At 65.9% G+C, this 15,860-nt stretch carries 13 protein-coding genes and 2 tRNA genes; 13 read left to right on the top strand and 2 right to left on the bottom strand.

What is annotated here, in order from left to right; all coding sequences use genetic code 11:
• Window positions 1–99: 99 nt before the first annotated feature.
• From ACGLHR_RS45985 to ACGLHR_RS45935, 11 genes are all read left to right on the top strand, one after another.
• On the top strand, window positions 100–1,206 hold the full coding sequence (locus ACGLHR_RS45985) for an acyltransferase family protein (RefSeq protein WP_400102461.1): 1,107 nt from the start codon (window positions 100–102) through the stop codon (window positions 1,204–1,206).
• A gap of 290 nt (window positions 1,207–1,496) precedes the next feature.
• Entirely contained in the window at window positions 1,497–2,735 is a 1,239-nt protein-coding gene (locus ACGLHR_RS45980; protein ID WP_318231042.1) for a GTP cyclohydrolase II, read from the top strand.
• Window positions 2,732–4,054: a URC4/urg3 family protein gene (locus ACGLHR_RS45975; protein ID WP_400102460.1), complete on the top strand. Its 1,323-nt coding sequence runs from the start codon at window positions 2,732–2,734 to the stop codon at window positions 4,052–4,054. Before ACGLHR_RS45980 ends, ACGLHR_RS45975 begins: the two co-directional genes overlap by 4 nt.
• A gap of 83 nt (window positions 4,055–4,137) precedes the next feature.
• Window positions 4,138–4,797, top strand: a complete 660-nt coding sequence (gene upp, locus ACGLHR_RS45970) for a uracil phosphoribosyltransferase (protein WP_318231044.1) — start codon at window positions 4,138–4,140, stop codon at window positions 4,795–4,797.
• Window positions 4,797–5,513 carry a TetR/AcrR family transcriptional regulator gene (locus tag ACGLHR_RS45965; protein WP_318231045.1) on the top strand — a complete coding sequence of 239 codons (717 nt, stop codon included), beginning with the start codon at window positions 4,797–4,799 and terminating at the stop codon, window positions 5,511–5,513. Before upp ends, ACGLHR_RS45965 begins: the two co-directional genes overlap by 1 nt.
• Window positions 5,503–6,510 carry a BMP family protein gene (locus ACGLHR_RS45960; protein ID WP_400102459.1) on the top strand — a complete coding sequence of 336 codons (1,008 nt, stop codon included), beginning with the start codon at window positions 5,503–5,505 and terminating at the stop codon, window positions 6,508–6,510. The genes ACGLHR_RS45965 and ACGLHR_RS45960 overlap by 11 nt, the downstream gene beginning before the upstream one ends.
• Window positions 6,511–6,616: 106 nt before the next feature.
• On the top strand, window positions 6,617–8,209 hold the full coding sequence (locus ACGLHR_RS45955; RefSeq protein ID WP_400102458.1) for an ABC transporter ATP-binding protein: 1,593 nt from the start codon (window positions 6,617–6,619) through the stop codon (window positions 8,207–8,209).
• Window positions 8,199–9,290 carry an ABC transporter permease gene (locus ACGLHR_RS45950; protein ID WP_400102457.1) on the top strand — a complete coding sequence of 364 codons (1,092 nt, stop codon included), beginning with the start codon at window positions 8,199–8,201 and terminating at the stop codon, window positions 9,288–9,290. The genes ACGLHR_RS45955 and ACGLHR_RS45950 overlap by 11 nt, the downstream gene beginning before the upstream one ends.
• Entirely contained in the window at window positions 9,290–10,252 is a 963-nt protein-coding gene (locus ACGLHR_RS45945) for an ABC transporter permease (protein WP_400102456.1), read from the top strand. Before ACGLHR_RS45950 ends, ACGLHR_RS45945 begins: the two co-directional genes overlap by 1 nt.
• A 36-nt stretch (window positions 10,253–10,288) precedes the next feature.
• On the top strand, window positions 10,289–11,560 hold the full coding sequence (locus ACGLHR_RS45940; RefSeq protein WP_400102455.1) for an amidohydrolase family protein: 1,272 nt from the start codon (window positions 10,289–10,291) through the stop codon (window positions 11,558–11,560).
• A gap of 122 nt (window positions 11,561–11,682) precedes the next feature.
• Window positions 11,683–11,769 (top strand) — tRNA-Leu (locus tag ACGLHR_RS45935).
• Between the two features lie 120 nt (window positions 11,770–11,889).
• Here ACGLHR_RS45935 and ACGLHR_RS45930 read toward each other — a convergent pair.
• On the bottom strand, window positions 11,890–12,642 hold the full coding sequence (locus ACGLHR_RS45930) for a YiiX/YebB-like N1pC/P60 family cysteine hydrolase (protein WP_400102454.1): 753 nt from the start codon (window positions 12,640–12,642) through the stop codon (window positions 11,890–11,892).
• Between the two features lie 120 nt (window positions 12,643–12,762).
• Window positions 12,763–13,962 carry a sterol desaturase family protein gene (locus ACGLHR_RS45925; RefSeq protein WP_400102453.1) on the bottom strand — a complete coding sequence of 400 codons (1,200 nt, stop codon included), beginning with the start codon at window positions 13,960–13,962 and terminating at the stop codon, window positions 12,763–12,765.
• A gap of 455 nt (window positions 13,963–14,417) precedes the next feature.
• On the opposite strand from ACGLHR_RS45925, the gene ACGLHR_RS45920 reads away from it, so the two are divergent.
• A complete protein-coding gene (locus ACGLHR_RS45920) occupies window positions 14,418–15,203 on the top strand; it encodes a hypothetical protein (protein WP_400102452.1) in 786 nt (261 codons plus the stop codon).
• Between the two features lie 70 nt (window positions 15,204–15,273).
• Window positions 15,274–15,350, top strand: a tRNA-Arg gene (locus tag ACGLHR_RS45915).
• Window positions 15,351–15,860: the final 510 nt, after the last annotated feature.

Here is a 15,860-nt window from a genome sequence, read left to right as displayed (position 1 = left end):
CCATGTCAAGCATTTTTCGATTTCTTGAATCCGTTTCCAACCCGCTCGTTGAGCGGGCCTGAATGTCTAAAGTTGAGCTTTGTAGCATTCCTATAACAAATGAGCCCCCGTCCTTCGCGCATGGCGTGCATTGACGCTCTCAAGGCGATCAGTTCACAGCTGATCGTGCTGCACCATCTTGCCTTCTACGGCCCCATGTCCGATGCGGCCCACGTGCTGGCGCCCGACCTGCTCGACTGGTTTTCGCAGTACGCGCGCATCGCCGTGCAGGCGTTCCTCGTCATCAGTGGCTTCCTGGCGGCGCGCAGCCTGGCGCCCGGTGGGCATTTGATGGTGCCGCACCCCTTGCAGGCGATCTGGCGCCGCTACCAAAAGCTGGTGGTGCCCTATACCGCGGCCATCCTGATTGCCATTGCCGGCGCTGCCATCGCGCGGACCTGGATGCATCACGACTCCATTCCCGGCACCCCCGGCCTGCACCAGTTCCTGGCGCATGTGCTGCTGCTGCACAACGTGCTGGACTTCGATGCCTTGTCTGCCGGCGTCTGGTATGTGGCGATCGACCTGCAATTGTTTGCCTTGCTGATCGTGGCGTTGTGGGTGGCCCGGCGCTGCGCGCAATGGCTCGGCGTGGGCGGCAGCCCGCTGGGCACGTTGGTGGTAGCCGGGCTGGCGTTGGCTTCGCTGTTCTGGTTCAACCGCGATGCCGCTTGGGATATCTGGGCGATTTACTTCTTCGGCGCCTACGGCATGGGCACGCTGGCGTTCTGGGCATCCGAGCCTGAGCGTTCGCCGGTGGCATTGCTGGTGTTGTGCGCCGTGGTGCTGGCAGCGTTGGTCGTGGATTTCCGGTTGCGCATCGCAGTGGCGCTGGCGGTTGCCCTGCTGCTCGGCGCGGCGCGGCGCGGCGGCTGGCTGGAGAGCTGGCCGCAGGGCCAGGGGCTGGCATTTTTCGGGCGTATTTCTTACTCGGTGTTCCTGGTGCATTTCCCGGTATGCCTGGTGGTGAATGCCGTGGTTTTCCACCTGGCTGCGCACCAGCCAGTCCTCAATGCGCTCGGCATGGTGGCGGCCTGGTTGCTTAGCAACGCCGCCGGGGCTTTGTTCCATCGCTACGTGGAGAGCGGTGCGCCGTTGCGCGCATTGCGCCTGGCGCTGTGGCCCGCCGCCCCCGAACCGGTCCAGCGGCAGCAGGCGGGGCAGTAACGGCCGACCTGAGCGCACGAAAGCCTCAAACGCCCCCGAAAGCGCTTCCGGTTTATCCGAAGGCACATCCCAGCGGCACCCGGCCCCAGCGGCCCGGTGCCGCCTTTACATGGTGCCTATGCACCATGATCCGCCGTTTGCGATGGCGGGTGCGCACACGTACGGTGCGGCGTGGCATCGTGCGGCGTGCAACACAAGGTGAAAACGAGCATTGGGATATGGCACGAAGGTTGCCTACTATGGAATCGTAAACCTGACCGTTTGGTCAGGATTCTCGTTCCGAGGCTGCCATGTCCGATCATATCGTCCTGACCTCGCACGCGCGCCGTGACAAGCCGGCCGAGCCCATCCACTGGGGGGCCGCCACGGCAGCGGAGCGTGGTCCCGTGATCGCAAGCCTGACCAATCCGGCTCAGCGCAATGTGATCGGCACCCACTCCGGCGCTTACGCGGTTTACCGCGCGCTGGCAGTGGCCTCCGGCAAGCTGCAGCGAGACCATCGCGCGGATCTCACCGATACCTCGCCGGCCGAGGTCATCGGGCCCCACCCGCAGTGGAGCGACCCGGACAAGATTGTCTCGATGGATCCCTGGGGCCATCTCGTTTCCAGCGCCTTTGGCGACCGGATCGCCGCGGGCATCGATATCCGCCCCTCGATCGCGATTACGCGCGCCCACATCAATATGCCGGAACTGATGGGCGCCATTGCGGCTGGCCGCCTCACGCCCGACGGTGAGATCCTCCATGCCAATGGCGATGTGCGCGTCACCAAGGCGGCGATCGATCCGGTCTGGTACCTGCCGGGGCTGGCGCACCGCTTCGAGATCAAGGAGAGCATGCTGCGCCGCAGCCTGTTCGAGCAGACCAGCGGCATGTTCCCGGAACTGGTCACCAGGCCCGACCTGAAAGTGTTCTTGCCGCCGATCGGTGGCATGACCCTGTACTTCTTCGGCGACGTCAGCCAGCTCGGCAAGCCCGAGACCAAGGTGGCCTGCCGCGTGCACGACGAGTGCAACGGCTCGGACGTGTTCGGCTCCGATATCTGTACCTGCCGGCCGTACCTGGCCCACGGCATCGAGGTGTGCATCGAGATGGCGCAGCAGGGCGGTGTCGGGCTGGTGGTCTATAACCGGAAGGAAGGCCGGGCGCTTGGCGAGGTGACCAAGTTCCTGGTCTATAACGCCCGCAAGCGCCAGGTTGGCGGCGACCGGGCCGAGACTTATTTCGCGCGCACGGAATGTATCGCCGGCGTGCAGGACATGCGCTTCCAGGAGCTCATGCCCGATGTGTTCCACTGGCTCGGCATCAAGCGTATCGACCGCTGGGCTTCGATGAGCAATATGAAGCATGGGGCGCTGACCGCTCAGGGTATCGAGGTGGTCGAGCAAGTTGCAATTCCCGATGCACTGATCCCGGCCGATGCCCGCGTGGAAATCGACGCCAAGGTGGCGGCTGGCTACTTCACGAGCTATACCCCGCCCGACGCGGAAGAACTCGCGCTGGCCAAGGGTAGAGGACTGCACGAATGAACGAGATACCCGAGGCGGGTGGCGCCCACGGCGCCGCGAATCCCTTCACCAGTGGCGCGGACGACCCCGGCGGCTGGGCCAGCCCTGTGCCGCCGGGCCATCCGGCTGCGGCCTTGCTGACCGGTCAAGCGGTGCGCACCCGTTGCGCCGCCGTGACGGATCATGTGGCAACGGGCGCGTCCGAGCTGTTTACCTGGCATCCGGAGCGGATCCCGGCCGTGGCCGATTACGTGGCGACCACCATCCGCCACCGCTACCCCGACCTCAACGTGCCGTACCACAGCCGTTGGCGCCATTTCGAGAGCGGTGGCCCCGGCGAGAAGCTGGACCGCTGGCAGATCCTGTGCGAACGCGGCGGGCTCTCCGGCGAGGCCGACCGCGAGGAACGCGCTCGCATCGGCATCGACCTGGTGATCCCCAGCGTGTTGCTGGATGCCGGCGCTGGCCCGGACTGGCGCTATCGCGATCCCGCCAGCGACTTGTCGCTGACGCGCTCCGAAGGGCTTGGCGTGGCCAGTTTCGACCTGTTCGCGCGCGGCGGTTTTTCCGCCCAGCCGGGTCAGCCGCTGCGCTCCGATGCCGAGCGCCTGATGCGTATCGATGCGTCCTCTATCGCGACTGCCTTCCAGGTGGCCCAGCACAACCCGCTGGTGGGCCTGGATGGGCGCGCCGGGCTCCTGCGCCGTCTCGGCGAGGTGGCGCAAGCCACGCCAGCGGTCTTCGGCTCGCCGGCACGGCTGGGCAACCTGTTCGACTACCTCAAGGCGCATGCCAGCTTTGGGCAGGTCGAGGCCGGCTTCGTGCTCACCACGCTGCTGGTGGCGCTGGGGCCGGTATGGCCTGGGCGCGTCAGCCTGGAAGGCGTGTCGCTGGGCGACTGCTGGCACCATCCGGCCTGCACCGATGGCCTGGTGCCGTTTCACAAGCTGACCCAGTGGCTCACCTACTCGCTGCTGGAGCCGCTGGAAGATGCCGGCCTGACCGTGACCGGGCTGGAGGTCCTGACGGGCTTGCCCGAATACCGCAATGGCGGGCTGCTGTTCGATTTCGAGCTGATGGTGCCGCGCGACCCTGGCTTTGCTGCCGTGGCGCACACGGTGGATGAGCCGGTCATCGTGGAGTGGCGTGCGCTCACGGTGACGGGGCTCGATCTCGTGGCCGCGTCGGTGCGCGAGGCGCTCGGGCTGTCGGCGGAGTCGTTCCCGCTGGCGCGCGTGCTTGAAGGCGGCACCTGGGCCGCGGGGCGGCGCATTGCCGCCAAGCGCAGGCCCGGTGGCCCACCGCCTTTCGCCATCAACAGCGACGGCACGGTGTTCTAGCGGGTTTGCCAGACCCGTGCCGCGCAGCAGCAAACAGCAAGAGCAAGACAGACCTATCCGCTACCGCCCTCCAGGAGCGCATCATGACTGACCTCTCCGCCGTACCGCCTGTCACCGCGTCCGTGATGGTGGTGGATCATCCGCTGGTGCAGCACAAGGTCACGCTGGTCCGCAGCGAAGACACCACCACCGACAATTTCCGCCGGCTGGTGCGCGAGATCAGCCAGTTGCTGACCTACGAGGCGACCCGCGACCTGGCGATGGAGACCATCGCCATCAAGACCCCGATCGCGCCCATGCAGTCGCCTGTGCTGTCGGGCAAGAAGCTGTGCCTGGTGTCGATCCTGCGGGCCGGCAACGGCTTCCTGGATGGCATGCTGGAGTTGCTGCCCGCTGCGCGGGTCGGGCATATCGGCTTGTATCGCGACCCGGAAACGCTGGAGCCGATCGAGTACTACTTCAAGATCCCGGAAGACATCCACGAGCGGCTGGTGATCGTGGTCGATCCCATGCTGGCCACCGGCAACTCCGCCATCGCCGCGCTCAACCGCTTGAAGGAAGCCGGCGTGAGCACGCTAAAGTACGTGTGCCTGATCGCCTCGCGGCAGGGCTTGATGGCCTTGCAGGCGGCGCATCCAGACGTGGCCATCGTCACCGCGGCCATTGACGAGGAACTCAACGAGCACGGCTACATCGTGCCCGGCCTGGGCGACGCCGGCGACCGCCTCTACGGCACCAAGTAATGGGAGCGCCGGCCACGGCGCCGCCGCCATGCTTTCCGCCGCCGCGGGAGCTGGCGGGGGGGCGCATCCGCCAGGAGAACGAGGCGCTGATCCTGCGCGCGGCCGAATACGTGTTCGCGCGGGCCGGGTTTGCCGGCGCGACCATGAACGAGATCGCCACGCGTGCCGGCGTGCCGAAATCCAACCTGCATTATTACTTTCGCACCAAGCAGGCTTTATATCGGGCCGTGCTGGCGCATACGCTCGCGCTGTGGCTGTCGGAGACCGACATCATCGGCGCGGAGCAGCGGCCCCAGGTGGCGCTGGAGCAGTACATCCGCGCCAAGATGCGGCTGTCGGCCAGCCATCCGGATGCCTCGCGCGTATTTGCCAACGAGCTGCTGCACGGCGCGCCGGAGATCCGCGACGTGCTCAGCGGCGCGCTGCGCGCGCTGGTGGCGCGCAAGGCTGGCGTGATCCGGGAATGGATCGCGCGCGGCGAGATGGCCAGCGTGGATCCCCAACACCTGTTTTTCACGATCTGGGCCGCCACCCAGACCTATGCCGATTTTGAGTCGCAAGTGTGCGCCGTGCTGGGGGTAAGCCACCTGGGCCAGCGCGATTATGAACAGGCCACCGACCACCTGGTGCGGCTTCTGCTGCGCGGCTGCGGGCTGGAACCGGGCGGCCTGGCCGTGGAGTTATCGTCAACAAGGGGAGAGAGCCATGAGTTTTGAGGGTAAGCGCAGGTCCTGGTTGAAATTCGCGGCGGCCGCCGCCAGCGTGGCCGCACTCGGCGCCGCTGCGCCGGTGCAGGCCCAAGCCAAGCTGAAGGTGGCGGCGGTGTACACCGTGCCCGTCGAGCAGCAATGGGTGTCGCGCATTCACAAGGCGCTCAACGAGGCCAAGGCGCGCGGCGAGATCGACTATGTGTTCTCGGAAAGCGTGTCCAATGCCGACTATGAGCGCGTGCTGCGCCAGTACGCGGAACAGGGCTCGTCGCTGATCCTGGGCGAATCGTTCGCCGTCGAGGCGGCTGCGCGCAAGGTGGCCAAGGACTACCCCAAGACCGCCTTCCTGATGGGTTCCTCCGGCAAGCCGCAGGCGCCTAACTTCTCGGTGTTCGACAACTACATCCAGGAGCCGTCCTACCTCACCGGCATGATTGCCGGCGGCATGACCAAGACCAACCATATCGGCATGGTGGGCGGCTACGCCATCCCCGAGGTCAACCGGCTGATGCACGCCTTCATGGAAGGCGCGCGCGAGGTCAATCCCAAGGTCAGGTTCACGGTCAGCTTTATCGGCTCGTGGTTCGATCCGCCCAAGGCCAAGGAAGCGGCCTTCGCCATGATCGACAAGGGTGCCGACGTGCTCTACGCGGAGCGCTTTGGTGTCTCCGACGCCGCGAAGGAAAAGGGCAAGCTGGCGATCGGCAATGTCATCAACACGCAGCCGCAGTATCCCGCCACCGTGGTGGCCTCTGCGCTGTGGAATATGGAACCCACCGTGGGCGCCGCGCTCGGCAAGGTCAAGGCCGGCCAGTTCAAGAGCGAGGACTACGGCCCTTATTCGCTGATGAAATTCAAGGGCGCGGAGCTGGCGCCGCTGGGCACGTTTGAAGGCAAGGTGCCGGGCGACGTGATGACCAAGGTCAAGGCGAAAGAGAAGGCGATCCTGGACGGCAAGTTCGCGGTCAAGGTGGTCGAAACTGAGCCAAAGTCGTCGCAGTAAGGTGGCCAAAGCCACTTGAAGTGCCCGGCTGCGTTTGCTCCCCTCTCCCACGTTTGGGCGAGGGGAGCAAACTGTAGATCCTCTAGAACGCCATCGCCAGCCAACCATGCCAACCCCCATCCTGCGCCTCGCCGGCATCACCAAGCGCTTCGGCCAGCTTGTGGCCAACGACGATATCTCGCTGACGTTGCGGCGCGGGGAGGTGCTGGCCTTGCTGGGCGAGAACGGCGCCGGCAAGAGTACGCTGGTCAGCATCCTGTTCGGGCACTACGTGGCCGACGCCGGCACGGTGGAGGTGGACGGCCAGCCGTTGCCGCCCGGCCAGCCGCGCGCGGCGCTGGCCGCCGGCATCGGCATGGTGCACCAGCATTTCACGCTGGCCGACAATCTCTCCGTGCTCGACAACATCATGCTCGGCACCCAGCCGCTGTGGCAATGGCGCCTGGAGCGGCGCGCTGCGCGCGACAAGGTGCTGGCGCTGGCCGAGCGCTTTGGCCTGGCGGTGCGCCCCCAGGCCAGGGTGGGCGAGCTGTCGGTGGGGGAGCGGCAGCGCGTGGAGATCGTCAAGGCGCTCTATCGCGGCGCCCGCGTGCTGATTCTCGATGAGCCGACTGCCGTCTTGACGCCCCACGAGGCCGAAACGCTGTTCGCCACGCTGGCGCAGTTGATCGCCGAAGGGCTGTCGGTCATCTTTATCAGCCATAAGCTCGACGAGGTGCTGCGCGTATCGGACCGTATCGCCGTATTGCGCGGCGGCAAGCTGGTGGCACAGTGCGTCGCGGCGCAGACCACCAAAGCGGAACTGGCAGAGCTGATGGTAGGCCGCGTGGTGGCCATGCCGGAGCGCGCGGCGCGGCCGGATGCCGGGGATGGCGCAATTGGCAACGCAGCGCCCGCCGTGTTCGCGCTGGAGAAGGTTGGCGCGCGCGCCGCGGATGGGCGGACACTGCTGCGCGAAGTCAGCCTGCAGGTAGGCGCTGGCGAAATCGTCGGCATTGCCGGCGTGTCCGGCAACGGGCAAGCCGCGCTGGCCGAGCTGGCCAGTGGCACGCTGGCGGCTACCGAGGGCCACGTCATGCTGGATGGCAAGCCAATGCCGGCACGGCCCCGCGCATGGATTGGCGCGGGCGTGGCGCGCGTGCCCGAGGATCGCCATGCGGTAGGCGTCGTGGGCGATCTTGCGGTGTGGGAGAACGCCGCGAGCGAACAACTCGGCGAGCCGCGCTTTTCGCGCTGGGGTGTCATCCGGCGGGCCGCCGCGCAGCGGTTCGCGCGGGAGCTGGTCGCGCGTTTCGATGTGCGCACCGCCGGTATCGAGGTGCCGGCACGGACCATGTCGGGCGGCAATATGCAAAAGCTGATCCTGGGCCGGGCGCTCTCGGTGCGCGGCGAGGGCCGCGCGCCAACGCTGGTGGTGGCCAGCCAGCCGACCTGGGGACTCGATATCGGCGCGGTGGCCTATGTGCGCGCCCGCCTGCTCGAGGCTGCGCGCGAAGGCGCAGCCGTACTGCTGATCTCCGAGGACCTGGATGAGCTCCATGCGCTGGCCGACCGCATCGCCGTGATGCATGCCGGACACCTGACCGAAGCCCGGCCGACGACGGCGTGGACGTTGGGCGAGCTCGGCCTGGCCATGGCCGGCTCGGGCGGCGGCCGGCACGCCGAGGCGGGCAAGGGGGAGGTGCTCCATGCGGCTTGAAGCCCGAACCGGCGTTTCGCGCGTGGCCATGCTGGCCGCGCCCATCGTCGCCATCATGGCCACGCTGCTGGTCTGTGCCTTGCTGGTGCGCTGGGCCGGCGCACCGGTGGGGCGTGCGTACGCGCTGCTCCTGGAGGGCGGCTTTGGCTCGCGCTTTGCCTGGTCGGAAACGCTCACGCGCGCCACGCCGCTGATCCTGACAGGTTTGTCGGTGGCAGTGGCATTTCGTGCGCGGCTGTTCAATATCGGCGCGGAAGGGCAGCTCTACCTCGGCGCGTTGGCCGCGGTAGCGGTTGGCGGCCAGGTCGATGGCGCGGTTGCGCCCTGGGCGCAGCAACTGCCCATGGGCTTGCTCTTTGTCATGATGGTGATGGCCGGCATGCTGGCCGGTGCCATGTTGTTGCTTGGGGCCGCGTGGCTCAAGACCCGGCTTGGCGTGGATGAGGTGGTCACGACCTTGCTGGCCAACTTCATCGTGCTGCTGTTTGTCTCGATGATGCTCGATGGCCCGATGAAGGACGCCACCGCGATGGGCTGGCCGCAATCGGTGGCGCTGGTGCCGGAGCTGGAGCTGGCCAAGCTGATGGAGCGCTCGCGCGTGCACAGCGGCTTGTTGCTGGCTTGCGCACTGGCCGTGATCTTGTGGGCGGTCAACCGCTTCACGGTGTTTGGCCTGCAGATGCGCGCGGTAGGCGCCAATGCACGGGCCGCGGCCTTTGCCGGCATGCCGGTGCGCAGGGTGACGATGTGGGCCGCGTTGCTGTCCGGGGGACTCGCAGGGCTGGCGGGGGTGGTGGAGGTGGCGGGGCGTACCAGCTACCTTACGCTCGATATTTCTCCCGGCTATGGGTATGCGGGCGTGGTCATCGCCATGCTGGCCGGGCTGCATCCGCTTGGCGTGGTGGCGGCGTCGGTGTTCGTGGCCGGGGTGCTGGTGGGGGCGGATGGCATGAGCCGCGCGGTGGGCGTGCCCAACAGCATTGCCGACGTGATCGTGGCCGTGGCGCTGCTCGCCATGCTGGTGGCGACCATGCTGACGCGCTACCGCATCCGCTTCGGTGCCCCGGGCAAGGTGGCCTGATGGAACTGCTCGATATCCTGGCCTCGGCGCCATTCTGGATCGCGGTGCTGCGCGTGGCCACGCCGCTGATCTTCGGCACGCTGGGCGTGCTGCTGTGCGAGCGTGCCGGCGTGCTCAACCTTGGCATCGAAGGCATCATGGTGGCCGGCGCCTTCGGTGGCTGGCTGGCGGTCTATCACGGTGCGCCGCTGTGGGGCGGGGTGGCTGTGGCAGCCGGCGTCGGGCTGGCCTTCGGGCTGCTGCATGGCTGGCTGACCGTGAGCCTGGCGCTGTCCCAGCATGTGGCAGGACTGGGCGTGACCATGCTGGCCACCAGCCTGTCCTACTACGGCTACCGGCTCGGCTTTGCGTCGGTGTCCACGCCGCCCACCATCACGCCATTTGCCCCGATGCACTGGATCGCCGAGATCCCGCTGATCGGCCGTGTGCTGGGGCCAGTCTTCGGCGAAGAGACTCCGCTGACGCTGCTGGCGCTGGGGCTGGTGCCATCGGTGGCCTGGCTGCTCTACCGGACCCCGCTCGGGCTGGCCGTGCGCATGGTCGGCGAGAATCCCGCCGCGGCGGAGGGACAGGGGATTCGCGTGGGCGCGATGCGCCTCGGTGCGATCATGGCCGGCTCCGCCCTGATGGCGGTGGGCGGCGCGTTCCTGACGTTGTCCGCGTTCAACGCATTCTTCTTTAATATGATCAACGGCCGGGGCTGGATCTGCGTGGCGCTGGTGGTGTTTGCTTCGTGGCGCCCGGGCCGCGCGCTGGCCGGCGCTCTGCTGTTCGCCGCCTTCGACGCGCTGCAGTTGCGCTTGCAACAAAGCGGCGCGAGCCTGCCCGGCTTGCCACCGCTGCCTTACCAGCTTTACCTGATGCTGCCGTATGCGCTGTCGATCCTCGCGCTGGTGCTTGTTGCGCGCCGCGCCGCCTACCCGCAGGCGCTGATGAAGCCCTATCGCAAGGGTGAGCGCTGATTCCAGGCAACCAATAAGAATGACAAGGCCCGTACCATGCTCGACCTGATCCTACGCAACTGCACGCTCCCCGACGGCCGCACCGGCATCGACATCGGCATCCTGGGCGATCGCATCAAGGCGGTGGAGCCGGCGCTCAAGGCGCCTGCCGCTGCCGAGGTCGATGCCGCGGGGCAACTGGTGACGCCGCCCTTTGTCGATGCGCATTTTCATATGGACTCGACGCTGTCCTACGGCCTGCCGCGCATCAACCAGTCCGGCACCTTGCTCGAAGGCATCGCGCTATGGGGCGAGCTCAAGCCCCTGCTGACGCAGGACGCCATCGTCGAGCGCGCGCTGGCCTATTGCGACTGGGCGGTGGCCAAGGGCCTGCTGGCGATCCGATCGCACGTGGATGTGTGCGACCCGCGCCTGCTTGCCACCGAGGCGCTGCTGCACGTACGCGAGAAGGTCCGGCCTTACCTTGACCTGCAGCTGGTGGCCTTTCCGCAGGACGGCGTGCTGCGCGCGCCGGGCGCGCTCGATAATCTCAAGCGGGCGCTCGGCATGGGCGTTGATGTGGTGGGCGGCATCCCGCATTTCGAGCGGACCATGGCCGATGGCGCCGAATCCGTGCGCATCCTGTGCGAACTGGCCTGCGAGCGGGGCTTGCGGGTCGACATGCATTGCGATGAGAGCGACGACCCGATGTCGCGCCATATCGAGACGCTGGCCTGCCAGGCCGTGCGCCTTGGCTTGCAGGGCAGGGTGACGGGCTCGCACCTGACCTCGATGCATTCGATGGACAACTACTACGTCTCCAAGCTGATTCCGCTGATTCGGGAGTCGGGCGTGGCGGCTATCGCCAACCCGCTGATCAACATCACGCTGCAGGGCCGGCACGACAGCTATCCGAAGCGGCGCGGCATGACCCGCGTGCCGGAGTTGCTGGCCGCCGGCGTGCCGGTGGCGTTCGGCCACGATTGCGTGATGGACCCGTGGTACAGCCTGGGTTCCGGCGACATGCTGGAGGTAGCGCATATGGGGTTGCACGTGGCACAGATGACCGGGCAGGAAGCCATGCGCGCGTGTTTCGCCGCCGTCACTGAAACACCGGCGCGCATCCTCGGCCTGGAAGGCTATGGCATCGCGCCGGGCTGTCGCGCCGACCTGGTGCTGCTGCAGGCGCGCGATGCGGTCGAGGCGATCCGCCTGCGCGCCACCCGCCTGCTGGTGCTGCGGGCCGGCAAAGTAGTGGCGAGCACGCGTCCCGCCACGGCTACCTTGCACCTGGAAGGCCGGCCCGGGCACGCCAGTTTCCAGCCGTGATCGCAGTGCTGGAGCCGGCGCGCAGGAAATATCAGGGCGGATGTTGACAGCAGATTCAGTAGTCTGCATAATGTCGTTCTTCGCAGCGCTGCAGAAATGTAGCGGCAATGTAGCGAAATGAAGCCCAGATGGCGAAATTGGTAGACGCACTAGGTTCAGGTCCTAGCGGTGGCAACACTGTGGAGGTTCGAGTCCTCTTCTGGGCACCAAGACTCGATGAAAAAGGCCGTTGCTTTAAAGCAGCGGCCTTTTTCTTTTTGCGGCGTTACTGTTGTGCCGCGGCTCTCGCATCAGGCGATGGCGCGGCGCATGGCCCTGGGAGGGCCCTCTCAGGGTCCCGCCGCCCAAGGCTGCATATTCCATGTATCCCCGCCGCCATCCGCACCGGATTGGCTTGCTGGCGTGCCTTGCGCCGACAGCACGGCCGTCGGTGACAGCCGCCCCACATAAGCCAGCTTGCGCGTGACCCGGAACGAAGGCACGTCGCCTTCCCGCATATGCAGCAGGTCGGCGGGCGATACGGCATCGTCCGCCGCGCCGGTCAGTGGCAGGCCGGCCGCGCGGTAGTACGCCAGCACCAGTTGCGAGCAGAAGAAACTGTTGCGCGCGTCGAGCTCATTGGGCGCCATCTGGATGGCGCTGAAGCTGCGCATGCAGGCGTTGCGGACCACGCCGGGCACGCCCGGCAGTTCGCACAGGCGCCGCTCGAGCGAGAACGGCGCATGCATGGCGATGCCGAGGTGGTTATACGGCTGGCCCACCTGCGCCATGGCGAAGGCCTGCAATTTCAGGCGCATGTCATCGTCGAGCCCCGGGTGGCGGTACGCCACGATGATGTCGCCCTCGCTCAACGCCTGGCGCACCGGATAGACGCGAACGCCCGAACCCACGGCCTCCACCACGTTGCCATCGCCGATGTAGACGGCCGAGTGGCTGACCTGCGAAAACGTCGCCAGGCGAATCGCCGAGGAATTGAGGGACTGTGCAGCCGACAGCAGGATATCGCCAACCCGCAGGGATTCGATCTCGAGCGGGCGTACGTCGACCCCCGCTACCTCAAGGCTCATCTGCTGGAAACGCATCGGCAGGCCCGAGCCCTGCGCCGCGCCAAGATCAGATCATCCGGGGGCTGCCCCATTGCGTCGCGCAGCCGCTTAGTGCAAGCCCCGACAGCACGGCGCTTGCCAGCAGGCGGACCTGACTCATGCCTCGTCGTCCCTGCGCGCCGGCGGCATCGGCCGGAAGGGGAAGAGCTGCTGGCGCACAAAGCCGTCCGGCATGTAGTCGCCGACCACGCCGTATTTCTCGGGGAAACGCTTGCCGGATTTCACGGCCGTGCCGAACAGGTAGTCCAGAAAGGCGTAGTGCGCCGAGTAGTTCTTGTCGATCGCCTCGTCATCCGATGCATGGTGCCAGTGATGGAAATCCGGCGTGACCACCAGGTAGCGCAGCGGGCCCCACGGCAGGTGGACATTGGCATGGTTGAACACCGCCTGGAAGCCGACGATGATGATGTACGCGTCGATGACGCCCTTGTTGAAGCCCAGCACATAGAGCGGCGCCAATACCAGCACCCGCGTGAACACCAGCTCCAGCATGTGCTGGCGCGAACCGGCGAGCCAGTCCATGGTCTTGGTGCTGTGATGCACGGCGTGGAATTTCCACAGGAAGGGCACCTCGTGATACGCGCGGTGGGTCCAGTACTGCGCCAGATCGGCCGCGAGAATGCACAGCAGCAGTTGCAGCACGAAGGGAATGCCACCCACGAATTCGTGCACGCTGTCGCGCACCAGCCAACCGAACAAGCGGAAGATCAGGAAGTTGACCGTCAGCAGGATCAGGCCAACGATGAAGTGGTTGACCGCGAAGTGCACCAGGTCGGTCTGCCATTCGCGGCGGAACACAGCCTGCCCGCGATAGAGCGGGAACATCTTTTCGATCACCACGAAGATCAGCGTCGAGCCGAGCAGGTCGAGGATGAACCAGTCCAGGCCGATGTACGGCGTGTGATCGGGGAAGTCGCCCACGGCTACGCGCGAGCCACCCAACGCCACCGCCAGTGCTACCAGTGCGAATGCCGCGGCGTTCAGGCTGCGCTTGCGGCCCAGCACCAGGTTGCTCAGCGACATGCCGCCGGACACCAGCAGCGCGGCAAACAGGACATGGCGCAACACGTCGACCGAATACTTGTGGCGCAGCTCGGGCGTGGTCAGGTATTGCGGGAAATGGAAGGCGATCACGCCCAGCAGGCTCAGCCCGCCCAGAGCCAGCGCCAGGATGGCGGTGATCATGCCGCGTCCGGCCTCGAGCTCGCCGCTGCTGCCGAGCAGCTCTCGGGTATCGCGCAGCACGTTGTGCACCGGGGCGATCGGCAGCTTGCCGGTGGCGCCATTCTGTTTCATCTTTGAAGCATCTGGCTCGGCAGGGTTGCCAGGCCTGTCAATGGGGTCGTTGGTCATCAGGATCTTCCGCTGTTCCGTGGTTTTGCTTCTTCTTGTTCTGCTACGGCTGGCTCGCCGGGCTTTCGTCTTCCGTCCCGGCGGCCAGCCGCGATCCTAGCGGAGCGTCCCCGGTTTGCATAGTAATGTGGCAGCCGCCGGCACGTTCCGGTCGCCCGCCAGGCAGCCCTGTGCGGTGCCCCACGCAAGGCGCGCCCGGCCCCTAACGCTTGCGCTTTGTTTGACCTATGCTCAAGCAGAGTCGACATGGTTCATTTCAGCCAGGGGTTGCAGTCATGGCCAGGGGCGTGTCATCTGCGAGTGCGACGCAAGGCGGTGCAGGCACTGCAGGGACTGGGCTTTGCGCATACGCCGCTCATCGCAATCCTTGCCGGCTGTGTTGCTGCTCGATCCTTGCGATGCTGGTGACCTCCCTGGTGCAGGCCGAAGAGCGTCCCTCCGGCAGCATCGCCGGTTTAGGCTGGGACCAGCTCGAACCCGATTCCTTTGCCCAAATGGCCGGCGAGGCCCCGTCACTGCCACCGGCGGTGGTGCCTGGCGGTGGTGACGTCCAGGCGCCGCTGATCGCGTCGATCGGCAAGTGGTCCTCCTGGGGCGGCGGTACTTCACCTGCATCGGCTCCGCCCAGCGCGGACAACGACGCCCCCGGGCTGTCGGCGGCCTTGCGCGATCCGGTCTATGCCGAACCCGCCAGTCGGCGGCGGCACGCCGAGCTTTCTCTGCGCCTGGATGATGCCACTTCGGCCACCGGCTTCGTTGGCGGCCGGATGCAAAGCATGGCGCTCGCGCTGGATACCGTATTGCCGCGCAGCGGCGGCCTGACGATACAGCCGCGCTTGCAACTCGCCTACCAGCCCGGCCTTGATAAGAGCGCAACCGGCTTCCTCGTCGGACAGCCAGCGGACGCAAGCGCCGCGGAGGTGGTGGTGCGGGTCTACCGGACGCAACCAACCCGGCTGACCGGCGTCGGCGGGATCTACCCCTTTGTCGAGGCGGATCTCTGGCAGGACCGCAAGCAGGTGATCAATATCAACGGCACCCGCATCGATCCCGACATGCTGCGTGGTCTACTCTCAGTCAACCTTGGCGCGCACGGCAGCACCAACGGGGGCGTCAAGCTTTGGGTCAAGCTGAAAGCCGGGCGCAATCCCGGGGGCACGCTGGGCGCGCGCTATCGCTGGTAGCCAGGGCAGGGGGCAAAAAGGGGGGGGGCTTGCATTTTTCCGTCACTACGCTAGAATGCCGTCTTCGCGTGCGGCTGTAGCTCAGTTGGATAGAGTACTTGGCTACGAACCAAGGGGTCGTGGGTTCGAATCCTGCCAGCCGCACCACTTATTTCGAGCAGTAAAAGAAACACAAAAAGAAGCACAAAAAATGGCCTGAAGCGTTAAGCGCTCCAGGCCATTTTTTTCGTCCGTGCCATGCGCACGATTGTCGCGCCGCGGGTCTTATTTTGCTCCCATGCGTTCCTGGAAGTGCGCTGCAAGAGGTGATTGAAAAGCCTCTCATAATATTTCCGGAAAAGGGCTTGTCAGTTTGGTGCGGACCCTTTAGTATTCGCCCCCTCGCAACACGAACAGCGCGCTGCAAAGCAGGCGGAGCAAGGGTTGCGGGGTTAGCAGCAAGGGCGGGCAGAGCAGAAATCGCGAAGCTTGCCGAAGCAGCAAATGATTAAAAGTGTTTGACGAAACGTAGAAAGTTCTTCATAATCTCGTTTCTCTGCTGCAGACAAAGCGGCGACGCGGCAAGCAAAGCAAGCCGCGACCAGTTCTTTAACAAACAAACAACCGATAAGTGTGGGCGCTTGATAGCGGATGCGGAAGACTTCGGTCTTTTAGCTT

This window comes from Cupriavidus sp. CuC1 (assembly GCF_044627735.1).
Taxonomy (GTDB): domain Bacteria; phylum Pseudomonadota; class Gammaproteobacteria; order Burkholderiales; family Burkholderiaceae; genus Cupriavidus; species Cupriavidus ulmosensis.
Note: the sequence above shows the minus strand (reverse complement) of the source record. Positions and strands in the feature narration are given on the sequence as shown.

Coding starts and splice junctions, on each gene's coding strand:
- ACGLHR_RS45920 (WP_400102452.1), top strand. CDS start 14,418: ATGCTGGTGACCTCCCTGGTGCAGGCCGAAGAGCGTCCCTCCGGCAGC.
- ACGLHR_RS45975 (WP_400102460.1), top strand. CDS start 2,732: ATGAACGAGATACCCGAGGCGGGTGGCGCCCACGGCGCCGCGAATCCC.
- ACGLHR_RS45945 (WP_400102456.1), top strand. CDS start 9,290: ATGGAACTGCTCGATATCCTGGCCTCGGCGCCATTCTGGATCGCGGTG.
- ACGLHR_RS45965 (WP_318231045.1), top strand. CDS start 4,797: ATGGGAGCGCCGGCCACGGCGCCGCCGCCATGCTTTCCGCCGCCGCGG.
- ACGLHR_RS45960 (WP_400102459.1), top strand. CDS start 5,503: ATGAGTTTTGAGGGTAAGCGCAGGTCCTGGTTGAAATTCGCGGCGGCC.
- ACGLHR_RS45980 (WP_318231042.1), top strand. CDS start 1,497: ATGTCCGATCATATCGTCCTGACCTCGCACGCGCGCCGTGACAAGCCG.
- upp (WP_318231044.1), top strand. CDS start 4,138: ATGACTGACCTCTCCGCCGTACCGCCTGTCACCGCGTCCGTGATGGTG.
- ACGLHR_RS45925 (WP_400102453.1), bottom strand. CDS start 13,962: ATGAAACAGAATGGCGCCACCGGCAAGCTGCCGATCGCCCCGGTGCAC.
- ACGLHR_RS45950 (WP_400102457.1), top strand. CDS start 8,199: ATGCGGCTTGAAGCCCGAACCGGCGTTTCGCGCGTGGCCATGCTGGCC.
- ACGLHR_RS45955 (WP_400102458.1), top strand. CDS start 6,617: ATGCCAACCCCCATCCTGCGCCTCGCCGGCATCACCAAGCGCTTCGGC.
- ACGLHR_RS45985 (WP_400102461.1), top strand. CDS start 100: ATGAGCCCCCGTCCTTCGCGCATGGCGTGCATTGACGCTCTCAAGGCG.
- ACGLHR_RS45930 (WP_400102454.1), bottom strand. CDS start 12,642: ATGCGTTTCCAGCAGATGAGCCTTGAGGTAGCGGGGGTCGACGTACGC.
- ACGLHR_RS45940 (WP_400102455.1), top strand. CDS start 10,289: ATGCTCGACCTGATCCTACGCAACTGCACGCTCCCCGACGGCCGCACC.